22 protein-coding genes and 1 other RNA gene are annotated in these 25,017 nt (G+C 63.6%); 22 read left to right on the top strand and 1 reads right to left on the bottom strand.

Annotation, left to right across the window (positions count from 1 at the left end; all coding sequences use genetic code 11):
* Window positions 1–63 precede the first annotated feature (63 nt).
* The 4 genes from FJW03_RS12145 (at window position 64) to FJW03_RS12130 (ending at window position 1,985) form a co-directional block, all read left to right on the top strand.
* On the top strand, window positions 64–783 hold the full coding sequence (locus FJW03_RS12145; RefSeq protein ID WP_140608061.1) for a lytic transglycosylase domain-containing protein: 720 nt from the start codon (window positions 64–66) through the stop codon (window positions 781–783).
* 65 nt (window positions 784–848) lie between these two features.
* Window positions 849–1,247, top strand: an RNA gene (rnpB, locus tag FJW03_RS12140) — RNase P RNA component class A.
* 163 nt (window positions 1,248–1,410) lie between these two features.
* On the top strand, window positions 1,411–1,686 hold the full coding sequence (locus tag FJW03_RS12135) for a type II toxin-antitoxin system ParD family antitoxin (RefSeq protein ID WP_140608059.1): 276 nt from the start codon (window positions 1,411–1,413) through the stop codon (window positions 1,684–1,686).
* The gene (locus tag FJW03_RS12130) at window positions 1,683–1,985 is read left to right on the top strand and encodes a type II toxin-antitoxin system RelE/ParE family toxin (RefSeq protein ID WP_140608057.1); all 303 of its coding nucleotides are present in this window, start codon (window positions 1,683–1,685) and stop codon (window positions 1,983–1,985) included. The genes FJW03_RS12135 and FJW03_RS12130 overlap by 4 nt, the downstream gene beginning before the upstream one ends.
* A gap of 9 nt (window positions 1,986–1,994) precedes the next feature.
* Here the strand turns inward: FJW03_RS12130 and FJW03_RS12125 are convergent, their stop codons facing one another.
* Complete coding sequence (locus FJW03_RS12125) at window positions 1,995–3,110, bottom strand: cystathionine gamma-lyase (protein WP_140765184.1); 1,116 nt, start codon at window positions 3,108–3,110, stop codon at window positions 1,995–1,997.
* Between the two features lie 409 nt (window positions 3,111–3,519).
* Here FJW03_RS12125 and mraZ point away from each other — a divergent pair, with 409 nt between their 5' ends.
* The 18 genes from mraZ to FJW03_RS12035 all read left to right on the top strand — a co-directional run bounded on the left by mraZ (window position 3,520) and on the right by FJW03_RS12035 (window position 24,815).
* Window positions 3,520–3,993: a division/cell wall cluster transcriptional repressor MraZ gene (gene mraZ, locus FJW03_RS12120; RefSeq protein ID WP_140695625.1), complete on the top strand. Its 474-nt coding sequence runs from the start codon at window positions 3,520–3,522 to the stop codon at window positions 3,991–3,993.
* Window positions 3,990–5,006, top strand: a complete 1,017-nt coding sequence (gene rsmH, locus FJW03_RS12115; RefSeq protein ID WP_140765186.1) for a 16S rRNA (cytosine(1402)-N(4))-methyltransferase RsmH — start codon at window positions 3,990–3,992, stop codon at window positions 5,004–5,006. The genes mraZ and rsmH overlap by 4 nt, the downstream gene beginning before the upstream one ends.
* A 4-nt stretch (window positions 5,007–5,010) precedes the next feature.
* On the top strand, window positions 5,011–5,406 hold the full coding sequence (locus tag FJW03_RS12110) for a hypothetical protein (protein WP_140695619.1): 396 nt from the start codon (window positions 5,011–5,013) through the stop codon (window positions 5,404–5,406).
* Window positions 5,403–7,118 carry a peptidoglycan D,D-transpeptidase FtsI family protein gene (locus FJW03_RS12105; RefSeq protein ID WP_140765188.1) on the top strand — a complete coding sequence of 572 codons (1,716 nt, stop codon included), beginning with the start codon at window positions 5,403–5,405 and terminating at the stop codon, window positions 7,116–7,118. Before FJW03_RS12110 ends, FJW03_RS12105 begins: the two co-directional genes overlap by 4 nt.
* 56 nt (window positions 7,119–7,174) lie before the next feature.
* Window positions 7,175–8,629: a UDP-N-acetylmuramoyl-L-alanyl-D-glutamate--2,6-diaminopimelate ligase gene (locus tag FJW03_RS12100; RefSeq protein ID WP_140765190.1), complete on the top strand. Its 1,455-nt coding sequence runs from the start codon at window positions 7,175–7,177 to the stop codon at window positions 8,627–8,629.
* Window positions 8,626–10,059 carry a UDP-N-acetylmuramoylalanyl-D-glutamyl-2,6-diaminopimelate--D-alanyl-D-alanine ligase gene (locus FJW03_RS12095; protein ID WP_140765192.1) on the top strand — a complete coding sequence of 478 codons (1,434 nt, stop codon included), beginning with the start codon at window positions 8,626–8,628 and terminating at the stop codon, window positions 10,057–10,059. Before FJW03_RS12100 ends, FJW03_RS12095 begins: the two co-directional genes overlap by 4 nt.
* Before the next feature lie 23 nt (window positions 10,060–10,082).
* Entirely contained in the window at window positions 10,083–11,165 is a 1,083-nt protein-coding gene (gene mraY, locus FJW03_RS12090; protein WP_140608041.1) for a phospho-N-acetylmuramoyl-pentapeptide-transferase, read from the top strand.
* 8 nt (window positions 11,166–11,173) lie between these two features.
* A complete protein-coding gene (gene murD, locus FJW03_RS12085) occupies window positions 11,174–12,574 on the top strand; it encodes a UDP-N-acetylmuramoyl-L-alanine--D-glutamate ligase (protein ID WP_140765194.1) in 1,401 nt (466 codons plus the stop codon).
* Window positions 12,574–13,725: a putative lipid II flippase FtsW gene (gene ftsW, locus FJW03_RS12080; protein WP_140765196.1), complete on the top strand. Its 1,152-nt coding sequence runs from the start codon at window positions 12,574–12,576 to the stop codon at window positions 13,723–13,725. Before murD ends, ftsW begins: the two co-directional genes overlap by 1 nt.
* Window position 13,726: 1 nt before the next feature.
* Window positions 13,727–14,854 (top strand): undecaprenyldiphospho-muramoylpentapeptide beta-N-acetylglucosaminyltransferase, encoded by a 1,128-nt coding sequence (murG, locus tag FJW03_RS12075; protein WP_140695603.1) that lies wholly within the window; start codon window positions 13,727–13,729, stop codon window positions 14,852–14,854.
* On the top strand, window positions 14,851–16,251 hold the full coding sequence (gene murC, locus FJW03_RS12070) for a UDP-N-acetylmuramate--L-alanine ligase (protein WP_140765198.1): 1,401 nt from the start codon (window positions 14,851–14,853) through the stop codon (window positions 16,249–16,251). The genes murG and murC overlap by 4 nt, the downstream gene beginning before the upstream one ends.
* Window positions 16,248–17,213 (top strand): UDP-N-acetylmuramate dehydrogenase, encoded by a 966-nt coding sequence (gene murB, locus FJW03_RS12065; RefSeq protein ID WP_140608032.1) that lies wholly within the window; start codon window positions 16,248–16,250, stop codon window positions 17,211–17,213. The genes murC and murB overlap by 4 nt, the downstream gene beginning before the upstream one ends.
* A gap of 325 nt (window positions 17,214–17,538) precedes the next feature.
* Entirely contained in the window at window positions 17,539–18,465 is a 927-nt protein-coding gene (locus FJW03_RS12060) for a D-alanine--D-alanine ligase (RefSeq protein WP_140743329.1), read from the top strand.
* Window positions 18,453–19,394: a cell division protein FtsQ/DivIB gene (locus FJW03_RS12055; RefSeq protein WP_140608028.1), complete on the top strand. Its 942-nt coding sequence runs from the start codon at window positions 18,453–18,455 to the stop codon at window positions 19,392–19,394. Before FJW03_RS12060 ends, FJW03_RS12055 begins: the two co-directional genes overlap by 13 nt.
* Complete coding sequence (gene ftsA, locus FJW03_RS12050) at window positions 19,391–20,698, top strand: cell division protein FtsA (RefSeq protein WP_140608026.1); 1,308 nt, start codon at window positions 19,391–19,393, stop codon at window positions 20,696–20,698. Before FJW03_RS12055 ends, ftsA begins: the two co-directional genes overlap by 4 nt.
* A 66-nt stretch (window positions 20,699–20,764) precedes the next feature.
* A complete protein-coding gene (ftsZ, locus tag FJW03_RS12045; protein WP_140765200.1) occupies window positions 20,765–22,453 on the top strand; it encodes a cell division protein FtsZ in 1,689 nt (562 codons plus the stop codon).
* A 279-nt stretch (window positions 22,454–22,732) separates the two neighbouring features.
* Window positions 22,733–23,683 carry a UDP-3-O-acyl-N-acetylglucosamine deacetylase gene (gene lpxC, locus FJW03_RS12040; protein WP_140765202.1) on the top strand — a complete coding sequence of 317 codons (951 nt, stop codon included), beginning with the start codon at window positions 22,733–22,735 and terminating at the stop codon, window positions 23,681–23,683.
* 262 nt (window positions 23,684–23,945) lie between these two features.
* The gene (locus FJW03_RS12035) at window positions 23,946–24,815 is read left to right on the top strand and encodes an outer membrane protein assembly factor BamD (protein WP_140608020.1); all 870 of its coding nucleotides are present in this window, start codon (window positions 23,946–23,948) and stop codon (window positions 24,813–24,815) included.
* Window positions 24,816–25,017 lie beyond the last annotated feature (202 nt).

Raw genomic sequence — 25,017 nt, 5'->3', positions numbered from 1 at the left:
TCCGATATTGATCAAGCAATCCCGCGCGAAAATCTTCGCGTGGTCCAGACAGAACAGGATCCCATGCAGAAATTGACCGTTGTAACGGCAGCTCTTGCTGCCGGCGTAATGACTTTTGCCTTCAGTGCGGCGAACGCCGCGCCGGTAAGCCCACGGGCCGATCAGGGGCTCGTCGCGGTGAGTGCCAAGGGCAAGGTCATTTCGGCCAAAAGCAGCAAGAGCACCAAGGCGGCGACGAAGCAGGCTTCGGCGAAGGTGGAAAAGGCAAGCTGGTCCAAGGCGAAAAAATCCGCAGCCAAAAGGCAGGCCAAGCCTAGCCGCAAGACCATCGACATGACGACGACGGCATCGATCGGACTGAGGAATGTCGCTGCGTCGACCGCGGCGGTGGCCAGTGGCGGCCAGTATTCCGCGATCGTTGCCCGCTATGCGGCGAGCTACGGCGTTCCTGTTTCACTGGCTCAAGCCGTCATCAAGATCGAGAGCAACTACCGGCCGGACATGGTCGGCAGCGCCGGCGAGATCGGCCTGATGCAGATCAAGCCGGCAACGGCGCGGATGATGGGCTATAACGGCTCTGCCAAGGGGCTGTTCGATCCCGACACCAACATCAAATACGGCATGAAGTATCTCGCCATGGCGCGGGATCTCGGCGGCGGCACCACTTGCGGCACGATCCTGAAATACAATGCGGGCCACGGCGCGACCCGGATGAACCCGGTGTCGGCGGCTTATTGCAGCAAGGTCAAGGTGCAGTTGGCCGCTGTTGGGGCGCCCGCATGAGAAGAACTGGCCGCAACCGGCTTTTTCGGTTGCGTTTTGCCGGCTGAACCCCTTTATACGCCCTGCCAGCTGGCTGGGCGGCCGCACCCGCAAGCGCCGAAAGGCCGCGGGTGAGGAAAGTCCGGGCTCCATGGAGACACGGTGCCGGTTAATGGCCGGCGGGGGCGACCCCAGGGAAAGTGCCACAGAAAGCAAACCGCCACGATTTATCGTGGCAAGGGTGAAAGGGTGGGGTAAGAGCCCACCGCGCGACTGGCAACAGGAGCGGCACGGTAAACCCCACCGGGAGCAAGACCGAATAGGGGCGGTGCGGGGGGAAACCCTCGAGGGCTGTTTCCGGCTCACCGTCCGGGTAGGTTGCGTGAGGCGCATGGCAATATGCGTCCAAGATGAATGGCCGCCACGTTCTCGTCCCGCAAGGGGCGAGGGCCATACAGAACCCGGCTTACAGGCCGGCTGGCAGTTTCTCCCCGAGAAACCCTTTGAGATCAGCAGGTTGCGCTCTCCGGCGCACCTGGCGATTCAGGTTTTGCCGCCTCGCCATTCCGCCAACAGGACAGGATGGCTTTCCTTGAAAATGGTGCGATTAAATCGTACCATGCCTGTGAACGGAATAAGGAGCCAGTCATGGGTCAGGTCGACAAACGTAGCATTACGCTTTCGCCGGAACTGGCGGCAGCTGTCGATGATGTCGTTGCTGCTGGCGAATATGCGTCGGCAAGCGAAGTAATCCGCGATGCGCTCAGGCAGTGGAAGGATCGTCGCGACCTCTTCGGCTACACGGTGGAGGAACTGCGCAAGCTGGTGCAGGAAGGGATCGACAGCGGGCCGGGACGATTTGCATCGATGGATGAAATCAAGGCCGAGGCACGGAGACGCTTGCGGTCTAGCAGTGCAGCATGAATTCGCTGGCGATTCTCCGGAACGCACGCGCTGAAGACGATCTGATCACGATCTGGTTGCATATTGCGCGCGATAACGAGGCTGCAGCCGACCGGCTGCTCGATCGCATCGAAGCACGGTGGCAACAATTGGCCGCCTATCCATTCTCAGGCGCGCCACGCGATGATATTGCGCCTGGCACCCGACATTTGGTCGTCGGTGACTATCTCACTCTCTATTGTGTCAGCGGCGACGCGATCGAAATTCTTCGCGTGCTGCACGGCCATCGCAAGATCGAAGCCGACGATCTCGGGTCGTGACGGATCCGCTCACCCGCTGATCTCGTCCAGCGAGGCCTCGATCGCCTTCCAGAGTTCCTCGACCGGTTCACAGCCGACGGAGACGCGGACGAAACCTGGCGGCACCGCATCGCCGCGCTTCAAGCGCCGTTCGGCCGAGGTATGGACGCCGCCAAAAGATGTCGCCGCCTGCATTAGCCAGCAATTGTTGATGAAATCCTCGGCCTTCTCCTCCGAGGCGAGTTCGAACGAGATCAGAAAGCCGAAACGTTCCATCTGGGCGCGGGCAAGATTATGCGACGGGTCGCTTTCCAATCCGGGATAACGCAGGCCGCTGATCGCTTTGTGGCCCTGCAGCCGTCGCGCGATCACTTCCGCCGAGGAGCACATGCGGTCGAAGCGTACGTCGAGCGTCTCCAGGCCGCGATGCACCAGCCAGGCTTCGAACGGCCCGGGAATGCTACCTGACACCTCGCGCCAGCCGGTCACGGCGGTGATGATATCCGCATTACGGCTGGCGACATGGCCAAACAGCACGTCGGAATGGCCATTGGGCGCCTTGGTGTCTGCGGCCACCACGATATCGGCGCCATGATCGAGCGGTCGTTGCCCAAAAGGCGTCATCGTGGTGTTGTCGATCGCAAGCAGCGCACCTGCTTTGTGGGCCGCTGCGGCAACGGCCGCTATGTCGCAGATGTCCAGCCCCGGATTGGCGGGGGTTTCGACGAAGGCAAGTCGATAGCCGTCGAAGCCTCCATCGAGGAAGGTGGATGTCGGGCGGACATCGTAATCGACGCCAAACGGTTTCAGGAAACGGTCGACCAGCGCCCTTGTCGTGTGATAGCCGTCCGACGGCAGCAGAATACGATCGCCAGCCTTGAGCAGCGCGAAAAACACCGAGCAAATCGCGGCCATCCCCGAGGGAAAGGCCACGCAAGGCGCCCCTTCCAGATGAGACAGCATGTGCTCGACGGCAGCCCATGTCGGGTTGCTGAAGCGGCCATACTGGTCATAACCGGTTGCGTCGCCGGGCGTGTGGTAGATGGCGGCCATGGTCAGCGGCAGAGGAATCGGATCGCCCTTTGCGAGCCCGCTGTTGCGCAGATGAGGAAGTGCCGCGGCGCGTGTGTTCGTTGATTCTGGCATCGATTCTCAACCCCTCTTGGTGACCGGTCGGACGCGAGCGACGCTATGCCCGGCAGCCGTTCGCGGCAAGGCGCGTCCGGTTGGGCCAGACGGCTCTAAACGCTTCGTTAGGCTTAATGGATCATAAAAACGAGACGTGCCGCAGCGGCTGCTTTGATTGGTCGCGGCGCGCGTGTTTGTGAAGCTTATTCCCGTTGACGCCCATAGTGCCCCATGATATCCCATTCCAACACTCAAGCCTTCGTTCCGTGTCAGGTTAAAGCGTACGCCAATCGGGCAGCCGCGGCGGCTGCGCGTTTGCCGGTTTTTGCCTGTTTGGACGAGGTGAGTGCGGGGCAGGGAACGCGCTGCGGCGGCGCGTGCGACACGATGAAGAGGGGTGCGGCGGCGCAAGCGGCTGTGACGTGTGATGGACCGGTTTCTGTCGAACACGGTGAGCAGGATCGATGCGAAGGGGCGGGTGTCCGTTCCGGCGCATTTCCGTGCTGTCGTGCAGAAGCGCGGCTATTCGGAACTCTACGCATTGCGCTGTCTCGACCTGCCGGCGATGGATGTCGGCGGGCTCGATCTTCTCGATCGCTACGAGCAGCGCATCGCTCAGGAAGACCCCTTCCTGCAGACGGCGGACGACATGTCGTTCTTCTGCCATGGCGACGGAGCATTCCTGAAACTCGATCAGGATGGCCGTATCACAATGACCGATTTCATCCGCGAGCACACTGGCATCTCGGCGGAGGTGGCCTTTGTCGGCCGTGGCAATTTCTTTCAGATCTGGGAGCCGGCACGGCTTGCCGCCTACGGGGCGCAGGCGCGGGCCAGGCTTTTGCAGCTTCGGCAGGGGACGAAGGCTCACGAGGCCAAGGCTGGGGAGCGGCCGGAATGACGGCGGGCCACGGCGATGACCTTCACGCCGTTGGCGGATCGGCCCGCCACATTCCGGTCCTCCTTGGCGAAGTGCTCGCGGCATTGGCGCCGGCGGAGGGCGACATCATCATCGACGGCACGTTCGGCGCCGGCGGCTACACCAAAGCCATCCTGGCGACCGGCGCTTCCGTGGTGGCGATCGATCGCGATCCTGATGCGATCGCGGCCGGGCGCGACCTCGAGGCGCAGTCGGGCGGCCGACTGAGGCTGGTGCAGGCGCCGTTCTCGACGCTGGACGAGCATATCGAAAGCGCCGACGGCGTCGTGCTCGACATTGGCGTGTCCTCCATGCAACTCGACCAGGCCGAACGCGGATTTTCCTTCCGCACCGACGGGCCGCTCGACATGCGCATGGCGCAGGCGGGCTTGAGCGCCGCCGATGTTGTCAACAGTTTCAAGCCGGGCGATCTCGCCCGTATCTTCGGCTTCCTCGGCGAAGAGCGTCACGCCGGCCGCATCGCCCGCATGATCGAGGCACGCCGTGAAAAGCGCCCATTCGAACGCACGCTCGAACTCGCTGACGCCATCGAGACACATATCGGCCGCGCACCGAAGGACAAGATCCATCCCGCCACCCGCGTCTTCCAGGCGCTGCGCATCTTCGTCAATGACGAGCTTGGCGAACTGGCCAAGGCCCTGTTCGCGGCCGAACGCGCGTTGAAACCGGGCGGACGCCTTGTCGTGGTGACGTTCCATTCGCTGGAAGACCGCATCGTCAAGCGCTTCATCGCCGACCGCGCCGATGCCGCCAGCGGCTCGCGCCACATGCCCGAGGCACAGGCGCGCAGTGCCACCTTCCGTAAGACCGGCGCCGGCGTGACGCCCGGCGACGCCGAGATCGCGGCCAATCCGCGCGCCCGCTCGGCCAGGCTGCGTGCGGCGATCCGCACCGAGGCTCCGGCGCGCGCCGGCGATTTTTCGATCTTCGGCCTTCCAAAACTTCCCGGTATCGACCGACCGGGGGAGAGGTAAGCACGTGTTCCGTACCAGCGACATTGTCCTGATCGCCGTCATGGTTTCGGCTGCGGCCCTGACCTACAAAACCAAGCGCGAGGCCGAGGACCAGTTGGCGGCAGTGCAGAAGATCCATACCCAGATCCGTTACGAGGAGGAGACGATCGACCTGCTCAAGGCCGACTGGAGCCTGCTCACCCAACCGTCGCGGCTGCAGAAGCTGACCGAACTATACAAGTCGCAACTCGCACTCGAGCCGGTCAGCGGGCGCCAGATCGTGGGCTTGAGCGATCTACCGGCGAAGGCCCTGGACATTCAGGACATCCTGAACGGACGCCAGGGCACCATGGCCGACAATTCCGACAAGGCGCCCTCGGGCGGCAAGGACCCCGTCGTGACCGGAGGCATCGCCCAATGATCGGAATTGGCAAATTGCTGAAGCGTCGCGCCAGGACGGGTGAAGATGGATCGATCGTTGTCGACGGCGCCCGCAAGGCGACCGGCGGCAAGGGCAAGGCGCGCATTGTGATGACGATGGCGGTGTTCTTCGGCATTTTCTCGATCATTTCTGGGCGGCTGGTCTATCTCGGCTTCCAGACGCCCGACCTGTGGGGCGGCCCGCAGAGCCGGATCACAGCCTCGCGGCCCGACATTGTCGATCGCAATGGCGAAGTGCTGGCGACCGACATCAAGACAGCGTCGCTGTTCGCGGAGCCGCGCCGCATCGTCGATGCCGACGAGGCGATCGAAAAACTGTCGACCGTGCTGCCCGAGATCGATTACGAGCAGACCTACCACAAGCTCAAGAGCGGTGCCGGCTTCGTCTGGCTGCAGCGGCAGCTGACGCCCAAGCAGCAGGCCGACATCATGCAGCTTGGCATTCCCGGCTTCGGCTTCCGTACCGAAAAGCGCCGCTTCTATCCGAGCGGCGAGACCTCTTCCTATGTCGTCGGCCTGACCAACATCGACAACCAGGGCATCTCCGGCATGGAGAAATATATAGATGAGCAGGGCCTGAGCGACCTGCAGGCGTCGGGCCTGGCGGTGGCCAAGGATCTCAAGCCAGTAAAGCTTTCGATCGATCTGCGGGTCCAGCATGTGGTGCGCGACGAGATCGCCGCCGGCCTGGAACGTTATCGCGCCGTCGGCGCTGGCGCCGTTGTGCTGAACGTCAAGACCGGCGAAGTAATAGCCATGGCATCGGTGCCGGATTTTGATCCGAACAATCCTTACAATGCGCAGGAAAAGGACCGGCTGAACCGGATGTCGGCGGGTCTCTATGAGATGGGCTCGACCTTCAAGAGCTTCACATCGGCCATGGCGCTTGATTCCGGCAAGGCGACGATGGCGAGCCGCTTCGATGCTTCGCATCCAATCCGGGTCGGGCATCAGGCCATCCACGATTTTCACGGCAAGAACCGTGTGCTGTCGTTGCCGGAGGTGTTCCTCTATTCGTCCAACATCGGGTCGGCCAGGGAGGCCGAGTTGGTCGGCATCGAGGCGCACAGGGAATTCCTGCATCGCCTTGGCATCCTGGAAAGGATGCAGACCGAACTGCCGGAAGTCGCCCGCCCGACCGAACCGAAGGTCTGGAAGCAGGTCAATTCGTTCACCATCGCCTTCGGCCACGGCGTGTCGACGACGCCGCTGCAGGCGGCTGTAGGCTGCGCGGCGTTGATGAATGGCGGCTACCTAATGCAGCCGACATTCCTGGTCCGCAGCCAGCAGGAGGCGATGGCGGCGGCGAAGAAAGTGGTTAGCGAAAAGACGGTCGAAGGTATGCGCTACCTCTATTCGCTCAACGCCGAGAAGGGTTCGGCCAGAAACGCCAGAGTTCCCGGCTACCGCGTTGGCGGCAAGACCGGAACGGCCGAGAAGGTCATCAACGGCCGTTACTCGAAAGACTTGAATTTCAATACCTTCGTCGCCGCCTTCCCGATGGACGATCCGCAATACCTGGTGTTTACGATTGCCGACGCCCCGCACCCGGAAAAGCCTGGCATGACAGACGTTGCGGCCGCAAATGCGGGGGTTATCGCCGGCAATATTATCAGGCGTTCAGCGGCCATGCTTGGCGTGAAACCCGATTTCAGCCATGAAAATGGTGCAACGCTGGTTTCCTATGAGTGATTCTTGGGGCGCGCCGGCGACTGCGCGCTCTTTAATATTGCGGTGAACGGAACTCAATGAAGCTCAGAGATCTAGCCGGTGTCCTGCCAGTCGAAGGAACAGATTCCGCCGATCTGGAGGTCACCGGGATTTCGTCCGATTCCCGCCAGGTAAAACCGGGCGTCGTCTTTTTTGCGCTCGCCGGCACCAAAGCGGACGGTGCGGCCTACGCTGCCGACGCGGCAAGCCGCGGCGCGCTTGCGATCGTGACAAGCAAAGGCAGTTCCGTTGCCGGACTGCCGGTTCCGGTGCTGGTGGTCGACGATCCGCGCCTGGCACTGGCGCTCAGTGCCTCCAGCTATTTCGGCAAGCAGCCGCAGACCATGGTCGCCGTCACCGGCACCAGCGGCAAGACCTCGGTCGCCGCCTTCACCAGGCAGATCTGGGAGCAGGCGGGGTATGCCGCCGCTTCGATCGGCACCACCGGCGTGGTGGCGCCCGGCCGCAACGAGTATGGCTCACTGACGACACCCGACCCGGTCGCCCTGCATCAACTGCTGAGGGAATTGGCCGATGCCGGCGTCACCCATGCCTCGATGGAAGCCTCCAGTCATGGGCTCGACCAGCGCCGCCTCGACGGCGTGAAATTGGCGGCCGGCGGCTTCACCAATCTTGGCCGCGACCACATGGATTACCATCCGACGGTCGAGGACTATCATCGCGCCAAACTGCGCCTGTTCGACACGCTGCTGCCGAAAGGTGCGCCGGCGGTCATTTTCGCCGACGATCCGTGGTCGGCGCCGACAATCCAGGCGGCGCGGGCCGCCGGGCTCCAGGTGCTGACGGTTGGCCGCCACGGCGATTTCCTGAAACTGAAGCGGGTCGAGCATGAGCGCCACCGCCAACGCGCCGAGGTGGAGGCCGACGGCGTGATTCACGAGATCGACCTGCCGCTGGCTGGCGATTTCCAGATCGCGAACGCACTGGTTTCGGCGGGGCTCGCCATTTCCACCGGAACACCCATCGCCAAAGCCTTGATGGGCTTGGAAAAACTGAAGGGCGCGCCTGGCCGCCTCGACCTCGTCGGAACCACTGCCAGCGGCGCACCAGTCTATGTCGACTATGCCCACAAGCCCGATGCGCTGGAAAACGTGCTGGCCTCGGTAAGGCCGTTCACGACGGGCCGCGTCATGGTCGTGTTCGGTTGCGGCGGTGACCGTGACCGGGGAAAAAGGCCGATCATGGGCGAGATCGCGACCCGGCTTGCCGATGTCGTCATCGTCACCGACGACAATCCGCGCTCGGAAGTGCCCGAGACGATCCGCGCCGCCATTCTTGCCGCCGCACCCGGCGCCATCGAGATCGGCGACCGACGCCAGGCGATCCACGAGGCTGTCGGCATGCTTCATGCCGGCGACACGCTGATCGTGGCCGGCAAGGGCCATGAGGAAGGCCAGACGATCGGCTCCGAGACCCTGCATTTTTCCGATCACGAGGAAGTCCGCGCCGCCCTGCGGGAGCGTGCCGCATGAGTCTTCTGTGGACCTCCGAGGCGCTGGTTGCCGCCATGGACGGCCGGCCGCTCGGTCCTATGCCCGAAGGCATATCGGGGATTTCGATCGACAGCCGCAGCCTGCAGCCGGGTGACGCCTTCTTCGCCATCAAGGGCGAGGCGATGGACGGCCACGACTTCGTCACCGCGGCCATCAAGGCCGGCGCTGGCGTGCTGGTGGTGGCGGAGGGCAAGCTGCCGTCTCTCGGCCGGCTGACAGCACCGATCATCGTCGTCGAGGATGTGCTGGCCGCCCTGGAGAAGCTCGGGATCGCGGCACGTGCCCGTTCGCAGGCCAAAATCATCGCGGTGACCGGTTCGGCTGGCAAGACCACCACCAAGGAAGCGCTGCGCCATGTGCTGTCGGCCGTCGGCAAGGTGCATGCCTCGGCGCAGTCCTTCAACAATCATTGGGGCGTGCCGCTGACGCTGGCGCGCATGCCCGCCGATTGCGACTATGCCGTGTTCGAGATCGGCATGAACCATCCCGACGAGATCCGGCCGCTGGTGAAGATGGTGCGGCCGCATGTCGCCATCGTCACCATGATCGCGGCCGCGCATCTGGGTTTCTTCCGCAATCTGGACGAGATCGCCCAGGCCAAGGCCGAAATTTTCGAAGGGCTGGAGCCCGAAGGTGCCGCCGTCCTCAATCGCGACGACGCGCGCTTCAAGCTCCTCGACAAGATGGCGCATGCCGCCGGCGTCGAGCATGTCTACGGCTTCGGCGAGAATGCGCGCTCGAGCTTCAGGCTCACCAAATGCGAACTCCATGCCGACCATTCCGACATCGCCGCCAGGATCGGCGGCCGCGAGGTGACGGCCCGCATCGGCGCACCCGGCCGGCACATGGTGCAGAACGTGCTGGCGGTGCTGGGCGCGGCGCATCTGGTCGGCGCCGATCTCGACAAAGTGGCATCGGCGTTGGCTGATCTCTCCGCCGAGCGCGGGCGCGGCAGGCGCCATGTGCTGCGGCATCCACAGGGCACGATCACCCTGATCGATGAGAGCTACAACGCCAATCCCGCCTCGATGGAGGCCGCCATGGCGCTGCTGAACGCGACGCCGGTAACGGGCGAGGGCCGGCGCATCGCCGTGCTTGGCGACATGCTCGAACTCGGCGACCACTCGGCCAATCTGCATGCCGCTCTTGCCGATCTCATCGTCGGCACCGGCACGCGAACCGTCTTTCTCGGCGGTCCGGAAATGCGGGCGCTGGCGCAAGCGCTGCCGGACGATATCAAGACGGAATACCGCGCGGGTGTCGAAGAGCTGAAGCCGGTGCTGCTTGCCGCGCTGAAGCCGGGCGACGTGGTGATGATCAAATCGTCGAAGGGCATCGGTTTTGCAAAACTGGTCGATGCCTTGCTGGGCAAATACCCGGCTGAAACGACAACCAGCAAACTGACCTAGATCAAGCCGGGGACGAAAAGCGCATGTTCACACTGCTGGTCGATTTCGCGGACAAGATCTCGGTCTTCAACGTTTTCCGCTATATCACCTTCCGCACCGGAGGGGCGCTGATCACCTCGGCGCTGATCGTCTTCATCTTCGGGCCGACCATCATCAACTCGCTGCGGCTGCGCCAGGGCAAGGGCCAGCCGATCCGCGCCGACGGGCCGCAAACGCATTTCAAGAAGGCCGGCACACCGACCATGGGCGGACTGATGATCCTGTCGGGCATCATCGGCTCGTCGCTTCTGTGGGCGAACCTGTCGAGCATCTATGTCTGGGTGGTGCTGCTGGTGACGCTGGGCTTCGGCTCGATCGGGTTCTACGACGACTATCTGAAGGTGACCAAGCAGTCGCATCTGGGCTTTTCCGGCAAGGCGCGGCTGGGGCTCGAATTCATCATCGCCGGCATCGCCGCCTGGGTGATCATGCGTAACGGCCAGGCGCCGTTCTCGTCGTCGCTGACGTTCCCCTTCGCCAAGGAATTCATCGTCAACCTCGGCTGGTTCTTCATTCCGTTCTCCTGCTTCGTCATCGTCGGCGCCGGCAATGCAGTGAACCTGACCGACGGCCTCGACGGTCTGGCGATCGTGCCAATCATGATCGCGGCGGCATCCTTCGGCGTCATCGCCTATCTCTCGGGTAATGCGGTGTTCGCCGAATATCTGCAGATCCATTTCGTTCCCGGCACCGGTGAACTGGCGGTCGTGCTGGGCGCCGTCATCGGCGCCGGCCTCGGCTTCCTCTGGTTCAACGCGCCGCCGGCGGCAATCTTCATGGGCGACACCGGCTCGCTGGCCATGGGCGGCCTGATCGGCACGGTCGCGGTGGCCACCAAGCACGAGATCGTGCTGGTCATCGTCGGCGGCCTGTTCGTGGTCGAGATCCTGTCCGTCATCATTCAGGTCGGCTACTTCAAGATGACGGGCAAGCGCGTCTTCCTGATGGCGCCGATCCACCATCATTTCGAAAAGCTCGGCTGGACCGAAAGCCAGGTGGTGATCCGCTTCTGGATCATTGCCGTCATCCTGGCGCTGGTCGGCCTGTCCACCCTCAAGCTGAGATAGGCAACACCTTGATCCCCGCCGCATCCTTCGCAGGCAAGCAGGTTTCGCTCTTCGGGCTGGGTGGTTCGGGGATGGCGACGGCGCGCGCGCTGATCGAGGGCGGCGCGCATGTGCTGGCCTGGGACGACAATCCCGACAGTGTCGCCAAGGCCGCCGCCACAGGCATCGCGACCGGCGATCTGCGCGGCGCCGACTGGGCGAAATTCTCGGCCTTCGTGCTGTCGCCCGGCGTGCCGCTGACGCATCCCAAGCCGCACTGGACGGTGGAACTGGCGCGCGGGGCCGGCGTCGAGATCATTGGCGACGTCGAGTTGTTCTGCAGGGAGCGGATGCTCAGCGCGCCGACGGCTCCTTTCATCGCCATCACCGGGACCAATGGCAAATCGACGACGACCGCGCTGGCGGCGCATATCCTCAAGGCCTCCGGCCGCGACACGCAGATGGGCGGCAATATCGGCCGCGCGGTGATGACGCTCGATCCGCCGAAGCCTGACCGCCACTATGTGGTCGAGTGCTCGTCCTACCAGATCGACCTTGCCCCCTCGATCAACCCGACGGCCGGTATCCTGCTCAATTTGACGCCCGACCATCTCGACCGCCACGGCACCATGCAGCACTACGCCTCGATCAAGGAGCGGCTGGTGGCGGGCAGCGAGACGGCAATCATCGGCATTGACGATTCCTGGTGCGCGCAGATCGCCGAGCGGTTGGAGCGGGCAGGCCGGCAGGTCATCCGCATTTCCAAGCGGCTGCCGCTGACCGACGGCTATTTCGCCGACGGCACCAATCTGATGGAAGCCGTGCACGGCCGCTACAGCCGGGTCGCCTTCCTCGAAGGTATCGGCTCGCTGCGGGGCCAGCACAATGCGCAGAACGCGCTTGCCGCGGTCGCGGCCTGTCTCAAGGTCGGGCTCGACCTCGGCGAGATCCAGTCCGGGCTGGAGAGTTTCCCGGGCCTCGCCCACCGCATGGAGCAGGTCGGCCGCAAGGACCATGTGCTGTTCGTCAACGATTCCAAGGCGACCAATGCCGATGCGGCCGCGCCCGCGCTGTCCAGCTTCAACCGCATCTACTGGATCGCCGGCGGCCTGCCCAAGGAAGGGGGGATTGAACCGCTGCGCGGCTTCTTTCCGCGCATCGCCAAGGCCTATCTGATCGGCGAGGCGGCGCCCGGTTTTTCGGCGACGCTGGGCGAGGCGGTGCCCTACGAGATATCGGGGACGCTGGCCGCCGCGGTCGAGCACGCCGCGCATGACGCGGCCAAGGAGGATGGCGGCGAGGCGGTGGTGCTGTTGTCGCCGGCCTGCGCCAGTTTCGACCAGTTCAAGAATTTCGAAGTTCGCGGCGAAGCCTTCAGGCAAGCTGCGAGCGCTATAGATGGCGTCAAACCCATCGGAGGGGCACGATAATGCAGAGCCGTCTCGATAAAAGTCCCGTCGCAACCTGGTGGTGGACGATCGATCGCTGGTTCCTGGCGGCATTCCTATCGCTGATGGGGCTCGGCATCGTGCTGTCCTTCGCCGCGAGCCCGGCGGTCGCCGAACGCATCGGCCTCGACAGTTTCCACTTCGCCACCAGGCAGATCATCTTCACCGTGCCGGCGCTCGGCGTGATGCTGGCGGTATCCTTCCTCGATTCCAGGCAGATCCGGCGCATGTCGCTGATCATGCTGTGCCTCATGCTGGTGCTGATGGTCGCGGTGCTCTATGTCGGCGTCGAAGTGAAGGGCGCGCGGCGCTGGGTTTCGCTCGCCGGCCTGTCGATCCAGCCGTCGGAATTCCTGAAGCCGGCCTTCGTCATCATGTGCGCCTGGCTGTTCGCCGAACACAAGCGCCAGCCCGACATTCCCGGCAACCTGTTCGCCATGCTGCTTCTGGTGCTCGTCGTATCGCTGCTGGTGGCGCAGCCGGACCTCGGCCAGACCATGCTGACGACCGGCACCTGGGGCATCATGTTCTTCATGGCGGGGCTGCCCTGGCTGTGGATCATCATGCTGGGCGCCGCCGGCGTCGGCGGTGTCTTCGCCGCCTATACGGTGTTTCCGCACGTTGCCCTGCGCATCGACAAGTTCCTCACCGGCGAGGGCGACACGTTCCAGGTCGATATGGGGCGCGACGCGCTGATTAATGGCGGCTGGTTCGGCGTCGGGCCGGGCGAGGGCACGGTCAAGCGGGTCATCCCCGACAGCCACGCCGACTTCGTGTTCTCGGTCGCGGGCGAGGAGTTCGGGCTGATCATGTGCTTCTTCATCATGTCGATCTTCGCTTTCATCGTGCTGCGCGGGCTCAACACGGCACTCAAGGAACATGACGACTTCACCCGCTATGCGGTCGGCGGCCTCGTCACTGTGTTCGGCCTGCAGGCCGTCATCAACATGTGCGTCAACCTGCAGCTTGTGCCTGCCAAGGGCATGACGCTGCCCTTCATCTCCTACGGTGGTTCCTCGCAGATCGCGATCGCCATCTCCATGGGCATGGTGCTGGCGCTGACGCGCAAGCGACCTGAAAAACGCAAGCAGATGGGCTTCACGCTGCCACAGCGCGCCCTGCCGGCGGAGTGATATGGCGAGGGGTGTCATCCTTCTTTCGGCGGGCGGAACCGGCGGACATCTGTTTCCGGCCGAGGCGCTGGCGCATGAGCTCGCCGAGCGCGGCTGGACGGTGCATCTGGCGACGGACGAGCGCGCCGAGCGATTTGCCAGCCGCTTCCCGGCCGCCGCCATCCATCCGATCCAGTCGGCGACGATGGGTTCGAAGAACCCTTTCGCCTTGCTCGGGGCCTTCTGGAAAATCTGGCGCGGCGTACGGCAGGCGTCCACCATTATCGGCAGGATCAAGCCGGATGTCGTCGTCGGCTTCGGCGGCTACCCGACCCTGCCGCCGCTCTATGCGGCGACACGGCGCAAGGTGCCGACTTTGATCCATGAGCAGAACGCGGTGATGGGGCGCGCCAACCGGGCGCTGGCCGGCCGTGTCGATGCCATAGCCGGCGGTTTCCTGCCGCAGGACGCGAGTGCCGCCGGCGCCAAGACGGTGACGACAGGCAATCCGGTCAGGCCGGCTGTGCTGGAAGCGGCCAAGACACCTTATACGGCATCGACCGGGGAGGAGCCGTTCCGCTTGCTGGTGTTCGGCGGCAGCCAGGGCGCCCAGTTTTTTTCCGATGCCATGCCGGGGGCGATCGCACTGCTTTCCGATGCACAGCGCAAGCGGCTCGCGATCACGCAGCAGGCGCGTGCCGATGACGTGGGGCGGGTGAAGGCGGCCTATGCCGCGCTTGGCGTCGCCGCCGAGGTTTCGCCCTTCTTCACCGACATGGCGGCACGCATGGCGGGGGCGCATCTGGTGATCTCACGTTCCGGTGCCTCGACCGTCTCGGAGATCGCCGTCATCGGACGACCGGCGTTGCTGGTGCCCTATCCCTACGCGCTCGACCACGACCAGGCGGCGAATGCGGCGGCCCTTGCCGCCGCCGGCGGCGGCGAGGTGCACCCACAATCCTCGCTGTCGCCCGAGCGCATTGCAACCCTCCTTGGCGGACTGATGGACGCCCCCGAGCGGCTGGCGGCGATGGCGGCTGGGGCGAAATCGGCTGGCAGGCCGCATGCGGCACGGTTGCTCGCCGATCTCACAGAGGCTATTGCGTCCAGAAAAACCGTTTCGGACTTCAGGAAGGGGACGCACGCATGAAAATGCCGCAGACCATCGGCCTCGTGCATTTCATCGGCATTGGCGGCATCGGCATGAGCGGCATCGCCGAGGTGCTGCACAATCTCGGCTACAAGGTGCAAGGGTCCGATCAGGCCGACAGCGCCAACGTGCAGCGCCTGCGCGACAAGGGCATCGAATGCTTCGTCGGCCACAAGGCCGAAAACCTCGGCGATGCCGAGGTCATCGTCGTCTCGACGGCGATCAAGAAATCCAATCCGGAGCTCAAGGCCGCGCGTGAAAGGCTGCTGCCGATCGTGCGTCGCGCCGAGATGCTGGCCGAGCTGATGCGCTTCCGCCAGGCGGTGGCCATCGGCGGCACGCACGGCAAGACGACGACGACCTCCATGGTGGCGACGCTGTTCGAAGCCGGCGGGCTCGATCCGACCGTCATCAATGGCGGCATCATCAATGCCTATGGCACCAATGCGCGCATGGGCGACGGCGAATGGATGGTGGTCGAGGCCGACGAGAGCGACGGCACCTTCCTCAAGCTGCCGGCCGACATCGCTGTCGTCACCAACATCGATCCCGAGCATCTCGACCACTATGGCAGTTTCGACAAGGTGCGCGAGGCATTCCGCCAGTTTGTCGAGAACGTGCCGTTCTACGGCTTCGGCGTGATGTGCACCGACCACCCGGAAGTGCAGGCGCTGGTCGGACGCATCGAGGATCGGCGCGTCATCACCTATGGCGAGAACGCGCAGGCCGATGTGCGCTTCACCAACCATCGCATGGCGGGTGCCACGTCCGAGTTCGACGTGGTGATCCGCGACCGCAAGACCGGCGGCCAGAAGACGATAGCGGACCTGCGGCTTCCAATGCCAGGCCGCCACAATGTTTCGAACGCCACCGCCGCGATCGCAGTGGCGCACGAACTAGGCCTGTCCGGGGAGGCGATCAAGAAGGGCCTGTCGTCCTTCGCCGGCGTCAAACGCCGCTTCACCCGTACCGGCTCCTGGAACGGCGTCGACATTTTCGACGATTACGGCCATCATCCGGTCGAGATCGCGGCCGTGCTCAAGGCGGCGCGCAGCGCCACCAAGGGACGCGTCATCGCCATTGCCCAGCCGCACCGCTTCACCCGGCTGCATGATCTGTTCAACGAGTTTTCGGCCTGCTTCAACGACGCCGATACGGTGATGGTCGCCCCTGTCTACGCGGCCGGCGAAGAGCCGATCGAGGGCGTGACTTCCGATGCGCTGGTGTCGCGCATCCGCGCCGGCGGCCATCGCGACGCCCGCTACATCGAAGGACCGGCCGATATCGCGCCGATCATCCGTGATCTCGCCAAGCCCGGCGATTTCGTCGTCTTCCTCGGCGCCGGCAATATCACCCAATGGGCTTATGCCTTGCCCAAGGAGCTTGCCGCCTCATGACGCACGGCCAGGCCCTGATCGACAGACTTGGCGACCGGCTTGCCGGCCTGCGTGGCCGTATCACGCCGAATGCCGAGATGGACAAGATCACCTGGTTCCGTGCCGGAGGGCTGGCGGAGGCGCTGTTCCAGCCGGCGGATGAAGAAGATCTCGCCGCCTTCCTCAGGGCGGTTCCCGAGGAAATTCCGCTGACCATCGTCGGCATTGGCTCGAACCTGCTGGTCAGGGATGGCGGCATTCCCGGCTTTGTCATCCGGCTTTCCGCTAAGGGGTTTGGTGAGGCCGAACTTGTTTCACCGATCAGGATCAGGGCAGGCACGGCGACGCCCGACAAGCGCGTGGCCGCCGTGGCGCTCGAGGCCGGCATTGGCGGCTTCCATTTCTACCACGGCATTCCAGGCGCCATTGGCGGCGCGCTCAGGATGAATGCTGGCGCCAATGGCGTCGAGACGCGCGAGCGGGTTGTCGAGGTGCGCGCGCTCGACCGCAAGGGCAATGTCCAGACGCTGAGCAATGCCGACATGGGTTATGCCTATCGCCATTCGGCCGCACCGACCGGGCTGATCTTCACCTCGGCCGTGTTCGAAGGGTTTGCCGAGGACAAGGCGGTGATCAAGGCGGCGATGGATGCCGTGCAGAACCACCGCGAGACCGTGCAGCCGATCCGCGAGAAGACCGGCGGGTCGACCTTCAAGAATCCCGAAGGCACCTCGGCCTGGAAGGAGATCGACAAGGCGGGCTGCCGCGGCCTGCTGATCGGCGGGGCGCAGATGTCGCCCATGCACTGCAACTTCATGATCAACACCGGCACCGCCACCGGTTACGACCTCGAATATCTCGGCGAGACGGTGCGGGCGCGCGTGCTCGAACATTCCGGCATCCGCCTGCACTGGGAGATCCAGCGCATCGGCAATTTCCGGCCCGGACATGCCGTGCAGGAGTTTCTCGGCCAACTGCTCTGACCTCAATCTCAATTCGCTTTAGTTGCCGGTGAAGTTCACGTGATGGTTGAACTTCAAACGCGTTCCCAGAGTGCGCAAAAAGCGTTGCTTCGGGGACTCACCGACACGGTTTTCACGTCCATTTTCTCAGAAAGTGAATCTCTCGGAATCATAAGCACTTGCCAGTAAATCAACTCTCTGATTCTCTGCTCCAAAGCGTTTCCTGATTTGAGTCGTTCGACGCGTTACCCGCGTTTTCCGTCTGGGGGGCAACCTGCCGGGAGACTCGGACTCAATGTTGCGGAAATTTTGGTTTTTGGTCCGCCGTGAGAGGGGATGACGGGGAATGAAGAGCAAGCATGTGGCCGTCCTGCTGGGAGGTTTCTCGTCCGAGCGGCCCGTGTCCCTGTCCTCCGGAAAGGCCTGTGCCGATGCGCTGGAGAAGGAAGGCTACCAAGTCACCCGCGTCGATGTCGGGCGCGACGTCGGCTCCGTGCTCGCCGAGCTTCGGCCGGATGTCGCCTTCAACGCGTTGCATGGTCCATTCGGCGAGGATGGCACGATCCAGGGTATCCTCGAATATCTCGGTATTCCCTACACCCATTCCGGCGTGCTCGCCTCGGCGCTCGCCATGAACAAGGAGCAGGCGAAGAAGATCGTCAAATCAGTCGGCGTTCCCGTCGCCGAATCGAAGGTTGCCAATCGCTTCGCCATCCAGAACAAACATCCGATGAAGCCGCCCTACGTGATCAAGCCGGTCAATGAAGGATCGAGCTTCGGCGTCGTCATCGTGTCTGAAGGGCAGTCGCATCCACCGCAGATCGTCGGATCGTCCGAGTGGAAATATGGCGATACCGTCATGGTCGAGCGCTACATCCATGGGCGCGAACTGACCTGCGCCGTCATGGGTGATGTGGCGCTCGGCGTCTGCGAGATCATCCCGACGGGCCATTCCTTCTACGACTACGATTCAAAATATGTTGCCGGCGGATCAAAACACGAATGCCCCGCAAAAGTTTCACCGAATATTTACCAAAAAATACAGACACTGGCGCTCAAGGCTCACCAAGCTGTCGGCTGTCGGGGCGTTTCCCGGTCGGACTTCCGTTATGACGATCGTCACTCCGAAAATGGCGAAGTTGTATGGCTCGAGGTCAACACCCAGCCGGGCATGACGCCGACATCTCTGGTGCCTGAAATCGCCGCCCAGGCCGGGCATTCGTTTGGTGAACTGTTGAGTTGGATGGTGGAGGACGCTTCGTGTCTGCGTTGAAATGGGGACAGGGTAGGGGGAAGGGCGCGGCGGTGCCGTCGCTGTTCGGCCTGCCGTTGTCATCGGGCCATTTCGTGCTGCCACGCATGCTTCGCCGCCCGGTGCGCATGCTCGCCCGCCTTGGTGATGGCGAATTCCAGGCGCCGCGTTTCTCCTCCGCGATCATGTCGGCCGTGCTGCTCGCGTCGAGCGGCGCCTACGGTGCCTATCTTGGCGGTCATGCCGACGGTATCATCCAGAGCATCACTGCCCGCACCGGCTTTGCCGTCGATCAGGTCAAGGTGGTCGGCAACCATCAGACCTCGGAAATCGACATTCTCGACAGGCTCGAGCTTGACGGCTGGACGTCGCTGATCGGCTTCGACGCGGAGGCCGCGCGCGAGCGCATCTCCGGCCTGCCCTGGATCGAGGTCGCCGCGGTGCGCAAGGTCTATCCGCACACGCTGGAAGTGCGCGTCGAGGAGCGCGAGGCCTTCGCGCTCTGGCAGCAGGGCAGTGATCTTTCGGTCATCGAGAAGAATGGTGCCGTCATCGCGCCCTTCTCAGGCGGCAAGCAGGTGCTGTTGCCGCTGCTGATCGGCACTGGCGCGCCCGCCAAGGCGCCTGATTTCCTGGCCAAGGTCGAGCAATATCCCGATCTCGCCAGCCGCATAAAGGGCTACATCCGTGTCGGTGAGCGGCGCTGGGACCTGAAGCTGGACAACGGCATCACCGTCAAGTTGCCGGAGGATGGCGAGGACCAGGCACTCGCGGAACTCGTGAAGATGGACCATGACAACGGGCTTTTGTCGCGCGACATCGCCGCCGTCGACATGCGCCTCACGGACCGGCTGGTTGTGCAGTTGACGCCCGAGGCGGCGACGCAGCGCGAGGCGGCGCTCAACGAGAAACCGAAAACGCTCAAGCGCAAGCCGGAGACGAAGATATGAGCTGGCTTGGCGGTTCTGGCGATGCCTCGTCGCGCCGGTCCGGCACCTTGACGGTGCTGGATGTCGGCTCGAACAAGGTCTGCTGCATGGTGGCGAAGCTCAAGCCGAACGATGACGGCAAGCTGTTGCGCGGCCGCTCGCACCGGATCCAGGTCATCGGCATCGGCCATCAGAAATCGCAGGGCGTGAAGTCGGGTGTGGTGGTCGATCTCGACCGCGCCGAGCATGCGATCCGCTTGTCCGTAGACGCCGCCGAGCGGATGGCCGGGCTGACGGTCGATTCGCTGATCGTCAACATGACCGCCGGCCGGCTGAAGAGCGAAGCCTTTTCGGCGACCATCAACCTCGGCGGCCATGAGGCCGACGAAGCCGACATCAAGCGCGTGCTCGGCGCCGGCGCCAAGCAGGCGCTCAAGGCCGAGCGCGAGGTGATCCATTCGCTGCCGGTCGGCTTCTCGCTGGACGCCGAGCGCGGCGTTCGCGATCCGCGCGGCATGGTCGGCGACACGCTTGGCGTCGACATGCATGTGCTGACGGGTGACGCAGCCCCGATGCGCAACCTGGAGCTCTCCATCAACCGCTCGCATCTGTCGGTCGAGCGCATGGTGGCGACGCCCTATGCCAGCGGGCTGGCGGCGCTTGTCGATGATGAGCTGGAACTGGGTGCCGCCTGCATCGATATGGGTGGCGGCACGACCACGATCTCGGTGTTTTCGGAAGGCAGGTTCATCCACGGCGACGCGATCGCCATCGGCGGCAACCATGTCACGCTCGATATGGCCAAAGGACTTTCGACCTCGCTCGATGCCGCCGAGCGGCTCAAGGTGATGCACGGTTCGGCGCTGCCGGGCAGTGCCGATGACCGCGACCTGGTTTCGATCCAGCCGATCGGCGACGATGGCGACGTGCCGCTGCAGATCCCGCGTTCGGTGATGACGCGTATCGTGCGGGCCCGCATCGACGAGACGCTCGAACTCCTGCGCGACCGGCTGAACAAGTCGGGCTACGGCAACGCGGTCGGCAAGCGCGTCGTGCTCACCGGCGGCGCCAGTCAGCTGGCCGGCCTGCCGGAGGCGGCACGCCGTATCCTGGGACGCAATGTGCGCATCGGCCGGCCGCTCGGCGTGGCGGGCCTGCCCGAGGCGGCGAAGGGGCCGGCTTTCTCGGCCGCCGTCGGGCTTCTGATCTATCCGCAGATGGCGAGTTTCGAGAGCCATCCGGCGAAAGGCATTTCCGGTCTCAGGATGACCGGAACGGGTGGAAAACTGCATCGCATGAGTCAGTGGTTGAGAGACAGTTTCTAATTGACGGGGGCAGCCCCATAGGCGGCCGCGGCGGCGAAGCGGCGTGAAAGGCAAAGGACGGAGACAATGACCATCAATCTGCAGAAGCCGGACATCACCGAGCTTAAGCCACGCATCACCGTGTTCGGTGTCGGCGGCGGCGGCGGCAACGCCGTCAACAACATGATCACTGCCGGACTGCGCGGTGTCGAGTTCGTCGTCGCCAACACCGACGCCCAGGCGCTGACCATGTCGAAGGCCGACCGGCTGATCCAGCTCGGCGCGCATGTCACCGAAGGTCTCGGCGCGGGTTCGCAGCCGGAAGTCGGCCGCGCGGCGGCGGAAGAATGCATCGACGAGATCATCGATCACCTGTCCAACACCCATATGTGCTTCGTCACCGCCGGCATGGGCGGTGGTACCGGTACCGGTGCCGCTCCTGTCGTGGCGCGGGCCGCGCGCGAGAAGGGCATCCTCACCGTTGGCGTCGTGACCAAGCCGTTCCACTTCGAAGGCCAGCGCCGCATGAAGACGGCCGACATGGGCATCGAAGAGCTGCAGAAATGCGTCGACACGTTGATCGTCATCCCCAACCAGAATCTGTTCCGGCTGGCCAATGACAAGACCACCTTCGCCGATGCCTTCGCCATGGCCGACCAGGTGCTCTATTCCGGCGTCGCCTGCATCACCGACCTGATGGTCAAGGAAGGCCTGATCAACCTCGACTTCGCCGACGTGCGCTCGGTCATGCGCGAAATGGGCAAGGCGATGATGGGCACCGGAGAGGCTTCGGGCGAGGGCCGCGCAATGGCAGCGGCGGAAGCGGCAATCGCCAATCCGCTGCTCGACGAGACCTCGATGAAGGGCGCCAAGGGCCTGCTGATCTCGATCACCGGCGGCCGCGACCTCACCCTGTTCGAAGTCGACGAAGCGGCAACCCGCATCCGCGAGGAGGTCGACCAGGACGCCAACATCATCCTGGGCGCCACCTTCGACGAGGAACTCGAAGGCGTCATCCGCGTCTCGGTGGTCGCCACCGGCATCGACAAATCGGCCGCTGAAATCGCCGCCGCGCCGATCTCGATCCGCGCCGCGCCGCAGAAGCCGGCCGCCCGTCCAGCCGTTGCCGCCGTGGAAAGCCGCCCGGCGCCGGTCCAGCAGGCCGCTTACGAGCCGCGCGCCGTCGATCCGGTCGCGGAAGCGATCCAGTTGGCCGAAGCAAACGCCGCGGCCATGGCTCAGCCGCGCCCGGCACCGGTTGCCCATGCGGACGATTTCCGCCCGCAGAGCAAGATCTTCCAGGCGCCGCCCGCGCAGCCGCAGCCGATGGTGCAGCCGGTCGTCCAGCAGATGATCCAGCCGGCTCCGCAGCCGCGCGAAATGCTGCGTGAGGTCCAGCAGCCGGTCGCAATGGCCCCGCAGCGCATGCCGCGCGTCGAGGACTTTCCGCCGGTCGTGAAGGCCGAGGTCGAAGCCAAGAGCCGTCCGGCAGACCACCATGAGAATAGCGGGCCAATGGGCCTGCTGAAGCGTCTGACCAATGGACTGACCCGCCGCGAGGAGGAGCCCGCACGGCTGCAGCCGGCGCAACCGCGCGAGCCGAAGCTGCGCCAGGCCGCGCCCGAAGTGCGCCGTCTGGCGAGCCAGGACGCGCAGCTCTACGCGCCGCGCCGTGGCCAGCTGGATGAGCAGGGCCGCCTGACGCCACAGACCAGGGCGACTCAGGACGACGATCAGCTGGAGATTCCCGCCTTCCTGCGCCGTCAGGCCAACTGAGTAGTTAACGGACTGTAACAAGTGTTAACAGGCAGGCAAGGAATTGCTTGCCTGTTAACGTTTAAAGTTCTGAAAAATCAAAAGCTTATGGTACCGTACATGTTCCAGTTCGCGGTTACAGAGAGTAAGAAACCGTGATTTGGAGTCTCCTTGCCGGGACATTATCTTCGCCGCCTACCATAGTCGGTCTGCCGGGATTTCGGGGAAGTGGCCCTGCCTGCCGATTTCACAAGAGCCGCGCCCTCGGGCTGGAGAAGCGGACCTAGGCATTTCGGGCTTATGGGGATTGTCTTGCACGACTATCAGACGACAGTGAAGACGCGCGCGTCGCTTACAGGCGCCGGCGTTCACAGCGGCAAAGAAGTTTCCATCAGTTTCCTGCCCGCGGATGCCGACACCGGCATCGTGTTCCAGCTTATCAATGAGGAAGGGCAGGGCCGCGAGTTCCGTGCCCTGTTTTCCGAGATCGGTGCCACGGACCTTTGCACCATGCTCGGCGATCCTTCGGGCGAGCACATCGCCACTGTAGAGCACATCATGGCCGCGCTGTTCGGGGTCGGCATCGACAATGTCGTCATTGAGATCGATGGCCACGAAGTTCCCATTCTCGACGGCAGCGCCATGGCCTTCGTGGAAGCCATCGACCAGGCGGGCATCGAAAAATTGCCGGTCAAGCGGCGCTACATCAGGGTCGTCAAGCCGGTCCGCATCGAGAACGGTGCTTCCTGGGCGGAGTTCAGACCCTATGACGGCACCCGCTTCGAGGTCGAGATCGATTTCGAAAGTCCCGCGATCGGGCGTCAGCTCTTTGCTTCCGACATCAATGCCGACATCTTCCGCCGTGACATCGCGCGGGCCCGCACCTTCGGCTTCATGAAGGATGTCGAGCGGCTGTGGGCCGCCGGCTACGCGCTGGGATCGTCGCTGGAGAATTCTCTGGTGATTGGTGACGACAACCGCGTCATCAACATGGGCGGCCTGCGCTACCCCAACGAATTCGTGCGCCACAAGACGCTGGACGCCATGGGCGACCTGGCGCTGGGCGGCGCCCGCTTCATCGGCTGTTTCCGCTCCTATCGCGGCGGCCACAGGCTGAACGCCGCGGCGCTGCGGCGCCTGCTGTCGGACCGCACGGCTTTCGAGATCGTCGAGACGACACGCCGCGAGCGTGGCCGCGCGGCCGAGATGAGCGCCGTCAATGCGCCGCTCTATGCGCCCTGGATGATCTGAATCCCTTAGTTTTTTCGATTCGCTTGGAGATGGCCGGTGTTGCAGGAATGCACCATCGGCTGGTGAAATCGCAGGGATGCCGAGGCTCCGACCGACCGCCACAAAAATGTGCGATTGGCTAGACATAGCGTTGCCCGGCAAGGCGGTTATGGTCTATGGCTGCTGCCGTCGATTAGTGCATGTCGCTCAAAAGTGGGGACCAGTTTTGGGAGAACTGCATGCAACGGGCATTGAAATAACGCCGAAAGGGCGCAATCCAATCATGTTCTTCAAGCGAGTCGGTCAATCGAAAGCGCCGCAGTGGTCTGTTTTCCTGGCGCTTTCGGTGGTTGTTCCATCGCTCTTTCTGTCGGCTTGCATGTCGTCGGAGAAAGATATCGACCTTTCGACCTATGTCGACCATACCGAGCCTGGGGACGTTCTCTACAATCAAGGCCTCGCCAATCTGAATGCCGGGCGGCTGGACGAGGCGAGCAAGAAGTTCGACGCCGTCGACCGCCAGCATCCCTATTCGGAATGGGCCCGCAAATCGATGGTGATGGGCGCGTTCGCCGATTATCGCAAGGGCAGTTACGATGAAGCGATCTCGTCAGCTAAACGCTATCTGGCGCTTTATCCTTCCACCGATGACGCCCCCTATGCGCAGTACATCATCGGCCTGAGCTACTATCGCCAGATCAAGGATGTGACGCAGGATCAGAAGGAAGCGCGCCAGACCGTGCAGACGATGCAGGATCTGGTGACGCGCTGGCCGAACTCCGAGTATGTCGAGGACGCCAAGCAGAAGATCCGCTTTGCCAACGACCAGCTCGCCGGCAAGGAAATGCAGATCGGCCGCTACTATCTGGAGCGCCGCGAATACATCGCCGCCGTCAAGCGCTTCCGCACCGTGGTGGAGAACTATTCCAACACGCGTCATGTGGAAGAAGCGCTGGCCCGCCTCACCGAAAGCTACTACGCAATGGGGCTGACCTCGGAGGCCCAGACCGCCGCCGCGGTGCTCGGCACCAACTACCCTGACAGCCCATGGTATAAGGATTCCTACAAGCTCCTGCAGAGCAATGGGCTGGCGCCGCGCGAGAATGCCGGGTCGTGGATATCCAAGGCCGGGAAGCTGATCACCGGCGCCTGACCGCTGTACCTCGGACCGAAGCGTGCATAGCGCGCTTTTTCGGATTGATCCGATGCGCAAACAAAAAGATAGTGCGGCGCTGCGACTCCAATCGGTCGCGTGCCGCTTTGAAGCGCGTCGTGCTTGCACGGATCCATGCGACGCGCTTTAAGTCTTTTGCTTTCGTGCATGTCGTTATCCCAAAACCGGGTCCACTTTTGGG

The organism is Mesorhizobium sp. B4-1-4 (assembly GCF_006439395.2).
GTDB lineage: Bacteria > Pseudomonadota > Alphaproteobacteria > Rhizobiales > Rhizobiaceae > Mesorhizobium.
Note: the sequence above shows the minus strand (reverse complement) of the source record. Positions and strands in the feature narration are given on the sequence as shown.

What these genes read in the sequence shown, in the direction of transcription:
- FJW03_RS12145 (WP_140608061.1), top strand. Translation starts at nt 64, where the DNA reads ATGCAGAAATTGACCGTTGTAACGGCAGCTCTTGCTGCCGGCGTAATG.
- FJW03_RS12135 (WP_140608059.1), top strand. Translation starts at nt 1,411, where the DNA reads ATGGGTCAGGTCGACAAACGTAGCATTACGCTTTCGCCGGAACTGGCG.
- FJW03_RS12130 (WP_140608057.1), top strand. Translation starts at nt 1,683, where the DNA reads ATGAATTCGCTGGCGATTCTCCGGAACGCACGCGCTGAAGACGATCTG.
- FJW03_RS12125 (WP_140765184.1), bottom strand. Translation starts at nt 3,110, where the DNA reads ATGCCAGAATCAACGAACACACGCGCCGCGGCACTTCCTCATCTGCGC.
- mraZ (WP_140695625.1), top strand. Translation starts at nt 3,520, where the DNA reads ATGGACCGGTTTCTGTCGAACACGGTGAGCAGGATCGATGCGAAGGGG.
- rsmH (WP_140765186.1), top strand. Translation starts at nt 3,990, where the DNA reads ATGACGGCGGGCCACGGCGATGACCTTCACGCCGTTGGCGGATCGGCC.
- FJW03_RS12105 (WP_140765188.1), top strand. Translation starts at nt 5,403, where the DNA reads ATGATCGGAATTGGCAAATTGCTGAAGCGTCGCGCCAGGACGGGTGAA.
- FJW03_RS12100 (WP_140765190.1), top strand. Translation starts at nt 7,175, where the DNA reads ATGAAGCTCAGAGATCTAGCCGGTGTCCTGCCAGTCGAAGGAACAGAT.
- FJW03_RS12095 (WP_140765192.1), top strand. Translation starts at nt 8,626, where the DNA reads ATGAGTCTTCTGTGGACCTCCGAGGCGCTGGTTGCCGCCATGGACGGC.
- mraY (WP_140608041.1), top strand. Translation starts at nt 10,083, where the DNA reads ATGTTCACACTGCTGGTCGATTTCGCGGACAAGATCTCGGTCTTCAAC.
- ftsW (WP_140765196.1), top strand. Translation starts at nt 12,574, where the DNA reads ATGCAGAGCCGTCTCGATAAAAGTCCCGTCGCAACCTGGTGGTGGACG.
- murG (WP_140695603.1), top strand. Translation starts at nt 13,727, where the DNA reads ATGGCGAGGGGTGTCATCCTTCTTTCGGCGGGCGGAACCGGCGGACAT.
- murC (WP_140765198.1), top strand. Translation starts at nt 14,851, where the DNA reads ATGAAAATGCCGCAGACCATCGGCCTCGTGCATTTCATCGGCATTGGC.
- murB (WP_140608032.1), top strand. Translation starts at nt 16,248, where the DNA reads ATGACGCACGGCCAGGCCCTGATCGACAGACTTGGCGACCGGCTTGCC.
- FJW03_RS12060 (WP_140743329.1), top strand. Translation starts at nt 17,539, where the DNA reads ATGAAGAGCAAGCATGTGGCCGTCCTGCTGGGAGGTTTCTCGTCCGAG.
- ftsA (WP_140608026.1), top strand. Translation starts at nt 19,391, where the DNA reads ATGAGCTGGCTTGGCGGTTCTGGCGATGCCTCGTCGCGCCGGTCCGGC.
- ftsZ (WP_140765200.1), top strand. Translation starts at nt 20,765, where the DNA reads ATGACCATCAATCTGCAGAAGCCGGACATCACCGAGCTTAAGCCACGC.
- lpxC (WP_140765202.1), top strand. Translation starts at nt 22,733, where the DNA reads ATGGGGATTGTCTTGCACGACTATCAGACGACAGTGAAGACGCGCGCG.
- FJW03_RS12035 (WP_140608020.1), top strand. Translation starts at nt 23,946, where the DNA reads ATGTTCTTCAAGCGAGTCGGTCAATCGAAAGCGCCGCAGTGGTCTGTT.